The organism is Streptosporangium heterodermiicola (assembly GCF_051390675.1).
In the GTDB taxonomy this organism is placed as follows: Bacteria; Actinomycetota; Actinomycetes; order Streptosporangiales; family Streptosporangiaceae; genus Streptosporangium.
Genome location: NZ_JBPJSR010000012.1, coordinates 299911 through 309328 on the forward strand (window position 1 = coordinate 299911; position 9418 = coordinate 309328).

8 protein-coding genes, 1 tRNA gene and 1 pseudogene are annotated in these 9418 nt (G+C 69.0%); 3 read left to right on the top strand and 7 right to left on the bottom strand.

Going from position 1 to position 9418, the window contains the following annotated elements; genetic code table 11:
• Window positions 1-107: 107 nt before the first annotated feature.
• The 4 genes and pseudogenes from ACSC1Q_RS26210 to ACSC1Q_RS26225 form a co-directional block, all read right to left on the bottom strand.
• Window positions 108-761, bottom strand: a pseudogene (locus ACSC1Q_RS26210) (response regulator); the annotation flags it as partial.
• A complete protein-coding gene (locus tag ACSC1Q_RS26215; RefSeq protein ID WP_436761327.1) occupies window positions 758-913 on the bottom strand; it encodes a hypothetical protein in 156 nt (51 codons plus the stop codon). The gene ACSC1Q_RS26215 and the pseudogene ACSC1Q_RS26210, both read right to left, overlap by 4 nt.
• Window positions 910-2043 (bottom strand): sensor histidine kinase, encoded by a 1134-nt coding sequence (locus ACSC1Q_RS26220; protein ID WP_436761328.1) that lies wholly within the window; start codon window positions 2041-2043, stop codon window positions 910-912. Before ACSC1Q_RS26220 ends, ACSC1Q_RS26215 begins: the two co-directional genes overlap by 4 nt.
• A gap of 312 nt (window positions 2044-2355) precedes the next feature.
• Window positions 2356-4164 carry a bifunctional metallophosphatase/5'-nucleotidase gene (locus tag ACSC1Q_RS26225; protein ID WP_436761329.1) on the bottom strand — a complete coding sequence of 603 codons (1809 nt, stop codon included), beginning with the start codon at window positions 4162-4164 and terminating at the stop codon, window positions 2356-2358.
• 132 nt (window positions 4165-4296) lie between these two features.
• Between ACSC1Q_RS26225 and mshD the strand changes: the two genes are divergently transcribed.
• Window positions 4297-5238: a mycothiol synthase gene (gene mshD, locus ACSC1Q_RS26230; RefSeq protein WP_436761330.1), complete on the top strand. Its 942-nt coding sequence runs from the start codon at window positions 4297-4299 to the stop codon at window positions 5236-5238.
• Window positions 5239-5548: 310 nt separating this feature from the next.
• On the opposite strand, the gene ACSC1Q_RS26235 is transcribed toward mshD, so the two are convergent.
• From ACSC1Q_RS26235 to dcd, 3 genes are all read right to left on the bottom strand, one after another.
• A complete protein-coding gene (locus tag ACSC1Q_RS26235; protein ID WP_436761331.1) occupies window positions 5549-6553 on the bottom strand; it encodes an inorganic phosphate transporter in 1005 nt (334 codons plus the stop codon).
• Complete coding sequence (locus ACSC1Q_RS26240; protein WP_030924556.1) at window positions 6554-7171, bottom strand: DUF47 domain-containing protein; 618 nt, start codon at window positions 7169-7171, stop codon at window positions 6554-6556. It abuts the gene before it with no gap.
• A gap of 411 nt (window positions 7172-7582) precedes the next feature.
• Window positions 7583-8158, bottom strand: a complete 576-nt coding sequence (dcd, locus tag ACSC1Q_RS26245) for a dCTP deaminase (protein WP_362840615.1) — start codon at window positions 8156-8158, stop codon at window positions 7583-7585.
• Between the two features lie 302 nt (window positions 8159-8460).
• Here dcd and ACSC1Q_RS26250 point away from each other — a divergent pair.
• Both ACSC1Q_RS26250 and ACSC1Q_RS26255 read left to right on the top strand, forming a co-directional pair.
• A tRNA-Gly gene (locus tag ACSC1Q_RS26250) sits at window positions 8461-8534 on the top strand.
• A gap of 405 nt (window positions 8535-8939) precedes the next feature.
• Window positions 8940-9407 carry a hypothetical protein gene (locus tag ACSC1Q_RS26255; protein ID WP_436761332.1) on the top strand — a complete coding sequence of 156 codons (468 nt, stop codon included), beginning with the start codon at window positions 8940-8942 and terminating at the stop codon, window positions 9405-9407.
• Window positions 9408-9418: the final 11 nt, after the last annotated feature.

Genomic DNA, 9418 nt, shown 5'->3' on the forward strand with positions numbered 1-9418 from the left:
GCTCCGGCTCCGGACGCGCCGGGCACACCGAGGGTTCCAGGATCCCCGGACGTTCCAGACGCCCCGGGCGCCCCGGACGGCCCGGACACCCCCGACAGCCCAGACGCTCCGGGCGTGACCAGCCCCGACTCGTAGGCGAAGACGACGAGCTGGGCCCGGTCGCGTGCCCCCAGCTTGGTCATCGACCGGCTGACGTGGGTCTTGACGGTGGCGTGGCTGATGGCCAGGTGCCCGGCCATCTCCGCGTTGGACATGCCCGTGGCGACCAGTGCCAGGATCTCCAGCTCGCGGCCGGTCAGGCGTTCCAGACCGGGCCCCGCGGCGGGCCTGGGCGGCGTGGACACGTACTCCTCGATCAGCCGCCGGGTCACGGAGGGCGAGAGCAGCGCGTCCCCGGCGGCGGCCACCCGGACCGACCTCAGCAGCTCGGCCGGTTCGATGTCCTTGAGCAGGAAGCCCCCGGCCCCGGCGCGCAGCGCGGCGAAGACGTACTCGTCGAGGGCGTAGTTGGTCAGTATCACCACGCGCACCGCGTCGAGCTCGGGGTCGGCGCCGATCCTCCTGGTGGCCTGGATGCCGTCCAGCAACGGCATCCTGACGTCCAGCAGCGCCACGTCCGGCCGTAGCGCGCGGGACATCTCGACGGCCTCGACGCCGTTGCCCGCCTCGCCGACGACGGTGATGTCCCCGGCCATGTCGAGCAGCGCACGGAAGCCCGCACGGATCAGCGCCTGGTCGTCGGCGAGCAGCACCCTGATCACAGCCACCCCTCCTCCGGCACCTGGTCGCAGGCCGTCAGCCCCCTGATCACGGCCGCCCCTCCGGCGCCCGGCCGTACGCCGACGGCACCCTGATCACAGATCACAGCCCACCCCACCAGCCTCCGGCCGTCGACCGTCAGCACCCCGATCACGGCCGCCTCGCCAGGGGCAGTTCGGCCCGGACGGCGAACCCGCCCTGCGGGCGCGGGCCCGCGGTGAGCGATCCTCCGGCGGCGACGGCGCGCTCGCGCATCCCGATCAGCCCCATCCCGTATCTCGCGACCTCCTCGGCGGACTTCCCGTCGTCCTCGACGCGCAGCACGACCGTTCCGGGCCGGTACTCGGTCGTCAGCGTGATCGACGCGGGCCCGGCGTGCCGGAGCACGTTGGTGAACGCCTCCTGCGCGATGCGGTAGGCCGCCCGGTCGACGTCCGGGGGCAGGTCCAGGCGCTCTCCGACGACGAGGACCCTGACCGGCAGCCCCACCGCCTCCGCCCTGGCGACCAGCCGGGGCAGCCGGGCGAGACCCGCCTCGGGGCCGTCGGGATCGGCCTGCCTCAGCACGCCCAGCGTGGCGCGGAGCTCCCGCATCGCCTCCCGCCCCGACTCCTTGATCGCGGTCAGTGCCTCTCGGGACCGCGCGGGGTCGTGGTCGAGCAGGTGCATGGCGACGGAGGCCTGGACGTTGATGACCGAGATGTTGTGGGTGAGGGTGTCGTGCAGCTCCTGGGCGATCCACAGCCGCTCCTCGTCGGCCCGGCGCAGCGCGGCCTCCTCGCGGGTACGCTCGGCCTCGGCCGCCCGCCTCTCGACCTCGTTCAGATACGCGCGGCGGTTCCTGGTCGTCTCCCCGAGGACCACCATCGCCACCAGCCAGCCGCTGAGCAGGGTGAAACCGCCGTCGGGGGCGGGGTCGACCTCGGCCAGCGCGATGAGGCCGTAAACCCCCACGGCCATCGCGACGGCCAGCCAGAGCGCGAGGTGACGCCGTCCGAGGGTCGCCACCGTGTAGATCGACATCAGGGCGGGCGCGGCGGCGAAGATCCCCGGATACCGCCAGGCGTAGTAGGCGACCACGCAGGCCACGGTGATCGTTCCCACCGGCAGTGGCGCGCTCCGCCGGAACGCCAGCGCCAGCGACGACACCGTGATCAGCGCCAGGCCGGACGTGTCCAGCGGGCGCTCGGGGAAACCCGAGCTGGACAGCCCGCCGTAGGTGCCCGCGACGATCCCCGACAGCGCCCCGGCCGCGACCAGCGCGTCGGTTCTCCGGATCCTCACCTCTGACACGGTAGGTCACCGTACGCGTGGTGCCGACCCCTGGAAGGAGGAGGTCACCCGTACATCCCCTGCCGTACGCCGGGCCTCCGCCGGGCCGCGGATACCACGCCCGGTGTACGGCGCCGGGCGCACAGCGTACGAAAAGCCCACATAACGCGACTCCCGGGAACGGAAGACTCAGCTGGAAGCCCCGATGGACGAGAGGCCCACCGGACGCGTCCGGTGGGCCTCTCGCGCGTGTCACGCCTTCACGGTGTGTCACGCCTCACGACGTACCGCGATCCTCGCGGCGTGGCGTGCCTTTCGCCCGCGTTACGGAACGACCGTGATGTGGTTGGGCACCGGGGGCGTGATCGACGGGTTCGCCGCGAAGTGGGCGGCGAAGGCGTCGATGTCCAGCGGGCCGCTCCACAGGTCCGTGCCGTCCCTGAAGGCGAGGAACGCGTCGCCGCCGCCGACCAGGAAGTTGTTGGCCGCGACCCTGATCGTCTGCGTGTCCGTCACGGCGACACCGTCGATCTTCATGTCGGAGACCTTCGAACCCCACGGCGCGCTCGCGCTGTAGGTGTAGGTGAAGTTTGACGACGGCTGCAGGATCTTGGTGAACGCCTGGGCGTTGGGGCCGCCGACGAACTGCTGCTCCAGAACGGTCTTGAGCTGCGCCCCGGTGAGCGTGACCACCTGCATGAGGTTGTTGAACGGCTGGACCGTGAACGCCTCTCCGTACGTCACCACGCCGTCTCCCTCACCGGCGGGCGAGCCCGCGTAGTTGAGGCTGGCCCGCACGCCGCCCGGGTTCATCAGGGCGAGCTGGGCGTTGCCGCCGGTCCTGGTCGCGGCGAGCTGGGCGTCGGCGATGAGGTTGCCCAGCGAGGACTCCCCGGAGGCCACGGCGGCGTTGGTGATGTCCGCGGTGATCCTGCCGATCGGCCTGTTGGCCACCGACGCGACGCGGTCCTTCCACGTCTGGACGAACGTGGCGATCTCCGGGTCGGGGGTGACGGTCCTGGTCACGACCTGGTTGTCGGCCACGACCGAGGAGCGCACGACGTCGCGGGTCCTGACGTCCACCTGGAAGTCGACCTTGGTGATGACCCGGCCGAAGGAGCCGCCCTGGCTGTAGAGGCGGGAGCCGCCCTTGGGGTCGGCCACCCGGCACAGGTACGCCTGGTGGGAGTGACCGCTGAGGATCATGTCGACCTCGGCGTCGACCTGGGTGGCGATCCGGTTGCCCGCGCCCGGCTGGGCGCTGCACGCGTCGGGCGACTGGCCCGCGGTGACCTGGTCGCCCTCGTGCACGAGCACGACCTGGGCCTTGACGCCGACGATCTGCAGGAGTTTGGACGCGACGTTCGCGGCCTTCACCTCGTCGATGAACTCAAGGTCCTTGATGCCCTCGGAGGTGACGATGCCCGGGGTGGTCTGGGTGACCAGGCCGATGAAGCCGATCGGCACGCCGTTCATCCAGCGGATCGCGACCGGGGGCAGCGCGGGGATGCCGTAGTCCTTGAGGAGGTTGCGCAGCGAGCCGCTGTTCGTGCCGCCCAGGGCCTCCAGCGCCTGCTTCTCCGCGCCCCGCTCCGGGCGCTTGAAGATGACGTTCGCGCCGAGGTAGCTGAACTTCGCGCCCTTCCATTTACCGGCGGGCGAGCAGCCGTCCACCGGGTGGCAGCCGCCGTTCATGATCCGCTTGAGCTCGGCGTACCCCTCGTCGAACTCGTGGTTGCCCACGGCGGAGGCGGTGACGCCGACCTTGCCGAGGAACTCCACCGCGGGCTCGTCGTGGTAGGCCGCGGAGATAAGGGGGCTGGCGCCGATCAGGTCGCCCTGGGCGACCTTCAGCGTGTTCTTGTCGGAGAGCTGCTTGAGGTGGGTGGCGGCGAACGCGGCACCACCCGCGTCGACCGTGGCGCCGTTCTCGTCGACCATGCGGCCGGACGAACCGGTCGGCGGCTCAAGGTTGCCGTGGAAGTCGTTGAGGGAGAGCAGGCGGACCGGCACCGTCTTGGCGGGCTTGGCGGCGGGCTTGTCGCCCGCCTGGGCCGGTCCCATCGCGAGCACGAGACCGCCCGTGGCGAGTACGCCCGCCATGGCCAGCCGCAGGAAGGAACGAGACATCATGAACCACGACACTAGGGGGACTGTCTGTGCAAGGAATGACCGAGAGGTAACGATTCGCCCGGCGAGCACATGGCGCCTTTTGCCAGTCCCCCGGTGGACTCGGGAAACATGTGCCCGCTTAGAGTCCACACCATGAACGCGCGTGTGGAGTACCGGGGGTCGCTCGGCGAGCATGAGGTGTCCGGCGTCCTCGCGGTGGTGGAGGCCGCCACGGAGGCCGACGGGATCAGGCCGCTCAACGAACATGTGATGCTGCACCTGCGCTACGGCGGCGACGAACGGGCCGGGGCCGTGCTGCTGTACGCCGGGGACGATGGGGACGATGGGGACGATCTCGCGGGCTACGCCCACGTCGACCCGACAGACCCCGTCGAGGGCCCCAGCGGGGAGCTGGTCGTCCACCCGGCGTTCCGCCGGAAGGGGTACGGGAGGCGGCTGCTGGAGGCCGTGCTCGACCACACCGGCGGGCACCTGCGCCTGTGGGCGCACGGCGGGCACCCGGCCGCCGAGGCCCTCGCCCGGTCGGCGGGATTCGACAAGGTCAGGTCCCTGTGGCGGATGCGCCGCCCCCTGTCCGCCGGCATCCCCGGCTTCGACCTCCCCGAGGGGGTACGGCTGCGCACGTTCGAGCCCGGCACCTCCGACCGGGAGGCGTGGGTGGCGCTCAACGCCAAGGCCTTCGCCCAGCACCCCGAGCAGGGGGCGTGGACGATCGAGGACCTGGAACGGCGCGAGCGGGAGCCCTGGTTCGACCCGGCCGGGTTCTTCCTCGCCGTACGACCGGGCGGTCCCGGGGAGGGCGACCGGCTGGTGGGCTTCCACTGGACCAAGGTCCACGGTGACGGCGACCACGCGCACGACCCCCTCGGCGAGGTGTACGTCGTCGGCGTCGACCCCGCCGAGCGGGGAGGCGGCCTGGGCAGATCGCTCACCCTCGCGGGCCTGACCTACCTGCGGTCACGGGGCCTGAGCCAGGTGATGCTGTACGTCGACGAGAGCAACCCCGCGGCGCTCCGCCTGTACGAGAGGCTGGGCTTCACCCGCTGGGACGTCGACGTGATGTACCGGAAGTAGGGATGCCCCTCCGCGGGACGCACCGGGTGCCTTCACGGGACGTACCGGGCGCTCTCGCGTGACGTACCGGGTGCCCTCACGTGACCTACCGGAACCGACGTACCGGAACCGATCTGGCTGGAGCGGGGAACCGGAGCGGGAAAGGCGCCTCGAAAACAGGAGCCGGAAAGGCGGCCCGGAAACGGGAGCGGGAAGGCGGCCCGGAAACGGGAGCGGGAAGGCGGCCCGGAAACGGGAGCGGAAAGGCGGCCGGAAAGCAGGGCGCGCCGGACCGGGGTCGGCTCCCCGGTCCGGCGCGGTCACCCGAGGACTACTCGACCATCCAGTGGAGCGCGAAGTAGGACAGCGCGGCGACGAGCGCGGCGGCCGGGATCGTGAGGATCCAGGCGGTCACGATGTTGCCCGCGACACCCCAGCGCACGGCCGACAGGCGCTTGGTGGCGCCGACGCCCATGATCGCGCTGGTGATCGTGTGGGTGGTCGAGATCGGGGCGCCGAAGCCGATGGCCGCCGTGTAGAGCACGGTCGCCGCGGCCGTCTCCGCCGCGAATCCCTGCGGGGGGTCGAGCGCGATGATCCGGCGCCCGAGGGTCCGCATGATCCGCCAGCCGCCCGCGTACGTGCCGAGCGAGATGGCCGTGGCTGCGGAGAGGATGACCCACTGGGGGATCGGGTCACCGTCGTTCTGGTAGCCGCCGACCACGAGGGCCAGGAAGATGACCCCCATGGTCTTCTGCGCGTCCTGGAGGCCGTGGCCCAGCGCCATCGCCGCCGCGGACACGGTCTGCGCGAGGCGGAAGCCCCGGTTGGTCTTCGTGGGCTGGGAACGCCGGAACCCCCACAGGATGGCGATCATGATGAGCCCGGCGAGGGTGAAGCCGATCAGCGGGGACAGGATCATCGGGATGACGACCTTCTCCATCACGCCGTCCCAGTGGACGGTGCTCGCCGAGGCGATCGCGGAGCCGACCAGGCCTCCGATCAGCGCGTGACTGCTGGAGGAGGGCAGGCCGAAGTACCACGTGACGAGGTTCCAGGTGATCGCGCCGATCAGGCCCGAGCCGACGATGACGAGGCCGTGGCTTCCCTGCGGGGCGTCGATGATGCCCTTGCCGACGGTCGCCGCCACCTGCGTACCGAGATGCGCACCCAGGAAGTTCATGGCCGCGGCCATGAACAGCGCGGCCCTCGGCGTCAGCGCGCGCGTCGAGACGGAGGTCGCGATCGCGTTCGCGGCGTCGTGGAAGCCGTTGGTGTAGTCGAACACCAACGCCACGACCACCACGCCGATGACGAGTGCGAGCGTGAGATCCACTTAGCTTTCCTTGACCGCGATCGACTCGATCGTGTTGGCCACGTGCTCGAAGGCGTCGGCGGCCATCTCCAGCTGGTCGATGACCTCCTTCATCTTGAGGACGGTCAACGCGTCGTACTCCCCGCCGAAGAGCTTGGCGAGAAGGCGGCGGTAGACCTGGTCGGCCTGGTTCTCCAGCCGGTTGATCTCGATCCAGTACTCGTTGAGGTTCTTCATCGAGCGCAGCCTCGGCATCGCCTCGGCGGTGAGCTCGGCGGCGCGCTCCAGGACCTCGACCTGCCGGACGACCTCCTTGGGGAGGTGGTCGATCTGGTACAGGACGATCAGGTCGGCGGCCGCCTCCATGTAGTCCATCACGTCGTCGAGATTCGAGGCGAGACGGTAGATGTCCTCGCGGTCGAAGGGGGTGATGAAGCTCTCGTTGAGCCGATTCATGATCGCGTGAGTGCGCTCGTCGCCGGCGTGCTCACATGCGCGCATCTTCTCGGCCAGGGCTTCCCGGTCCGATCCGTCACTGATGATCTCTACCAGCAGACGGGACGCTGTGACGAGGTTGTTCGCCGAGTCGGCGAACAAGTCGTAGTAGCTGTCCTCACTAGGTGTGAGACGCAGGCGCACGTCGTTCTCCAGATGTGCGGGGATGGTCCGCAGAGAAGGGTACGGGTTACCAGCGGAAATGCGAACTTCACCCGCCAGACACGCACTCTTCGTGATGTCGTTACCCGGCGGGTACCCGGCGACACACAGCTTGAGGCAGTCTTGCGGGCATCTTTCCGGTGACCGTTTTTGCTAGTTTTCGGCCACATTATGCCGAAGGCAGGTCACGTATGGGACTCTCTCCCCCGGATCGTCGTCCGGCGCGTCGCCCGCACTCCCCCCCGAAGCCCCCGCTTCCACGACGTTTCCCCGAGATCCACCAGGGTCGGACAGACCGGCGGCCCCTGCGAACAATCAGGGTGATTTCCATCACGGCCCCGCACTAAACCGCGTTCGGGGCCTTCCCGACGGCCCGCACGAGGGTGGCGAGGATCAGATGGGGGTCCGGTGGAAGTTGAGGTACGAACGGCTCGGCGTCGGCCCCCGCTGCCCCTGGTAGCGCGACCCGTACTTCTCCGAGCCGTAGGGGTACTCCGCCGGGGAGCTGAGCCTGAACATGCAGAGCTGGCCGATCTTCATACCGGGCCAGAGCTTGATCGGCAGCGTCGCGACGTTGGAGAGCTCCAGCGTGACGTGCCCGCTGAACCCGGGGTCGATGAACCCGGCCGTCGAGTGCGTCAGCAGCCCGAGCCTGCCCAGCGAGCTCTTGCCCTCCAGCCGCGAGGCGATGTCGTCCGGCAGCGTGACGACCTCGTACGTGCTCGCCAGCACGAACTCCCCCGGATGCAGGATGAACGGCTCACCCTTGTCCGGCTCGACCATCCGCGTCAGATCGGGCTGCTCGACCGCCGGATCGATGTGGGGGTACCGGTGGTTCTCGAAGACTCTGAAGTAGCGGTCCAGGCGTACGTCGACGCTGGACGGCTGGATCATCTCCGGCTGGAAGGGATCGATCCTGACCCTTCCAGCCTCGATCTGAGCGGCGATGTCACGATCGGAAAGCAGCACGTGTGGAACCTACCAACGGCGGAGCCGTGAAGCTTGCTCCCTATAGGTCTTGCTCCCGGAGCCAGGTCTTGCTCCGGGGAGGGACGCTAGGTCTCCCTCTCTGGGAGGGACGCGCGATGCTCGCCCACCGGAGGACCGCATGAAGCCCGCTCCCGGAAGAGACACCCGGAGCTCGCCCCGGAAGCTCCCTCCCGGGAGGGGCACATGAAGCTCGCCTCCTGAGGACCGAACGAATCTTGCTCCCGGGAGGGACGAGAGTCGCCCAACTTTCCGCTAGAGTGGTGACGCGCGGCACGCCGCACGCGGGTGTAGTTCAATGGCAGAACATCAGCTTCCCAAGCTGACAGCGCGGGTTCGATTCCCGTCACCCGCTCCACGCTTCGAGGCCCAGGTTAGGGATGGATTTCCGACCAGGGCCTTACTTGTTTTCGGGGCTTTTCGATCTTCTCGGGCCATTGACTCTCGTCTCGGACAGTCGCCGTCGTTCCACTTCTCCAACTGCCTCTCGATCGCGTCCGCGATCACCCTGTCGGCACCCCGTACGGCGTATTGGTAGATCATCGCGGCGCGCACGTGGCAGCAGAACCTTTCGTGATCATCATAAGAGAGTGCCATACGGGCGTCAGCTGGCTCTCGGCTGGCTGGACACGAGGGCCTATGGCCGGGGTTGCAGTTCACCGCTGTACGCCGCTCGCCGAGCGTGTCAACTTTGGCAAGCTTGCTAGACGAACTTGAGCTACCGGCCTAGACAGTGTGTGCTGCGGTCTCTAAGTTGAAGGCCATGGAGCTGATGATCCACGATTTGATCTTCGACCAGCCCGACCTCACCCCCCCAAGCGACGACGACACCATCGTCGAAACCGTCACATACTTTGTCACCGTCGCGCGCACCGGAAAGCAGTGGACCGCCACCGCTGAACTTCCTGGCGGGCGTACGGTCCAGGCCCAGGGCGCGAGCTGGACCAATGTCAAGAGCAACGTCGCTCAGCTCATCTTCGACACTCTCCGGGACAAGCCCGAAGTGATCGGCCTCCACGTCAGCCCCGCCGACCCGGAGGCCAAGGCCGCTCTTGAGGCTGTCATCGAGGCGCGTCAGGCGCGCGTTCTCGCCGAGCAGGCCGAGCGCGACGCCGTCCGCCACGCCGTCCGCCTCTTCACCGCCCAAGGGTGGACCACGCGCGACGTAGGCAGCGTGATGCGCCTGTCCCACCAGCGCATCTCACAGATCCTCAATGAACCGAGTGTGTAGTTGAAGTTGCT

What these genes read in the sequence shown, in the direction of transcription:
- ACSC1Q_RS26255 (WP_436761332.1), top strand. Translation starts at nt 8,940, where the DNA reads ATGGAGCTGATGATCCACGATTTGATCTTCGACCAGCCCGACCTCACC.
- mshD (WP_436761330.1), top strand. Translation starts at nt 4,297, where the DNA reads ATGAACGCGCGTGTGGAGTACCGGGGGTCGCTCGGCGAGCATGAGGTG.
- ACSC1Q_RS26225 (WP_436761329.1), bottom strand. Translation starts at nt 4,164, where the DNA reads ATGATGTCTCGTTCCTTCCTGCGGCTGGCCATGGCGGGCGTACTCGCC.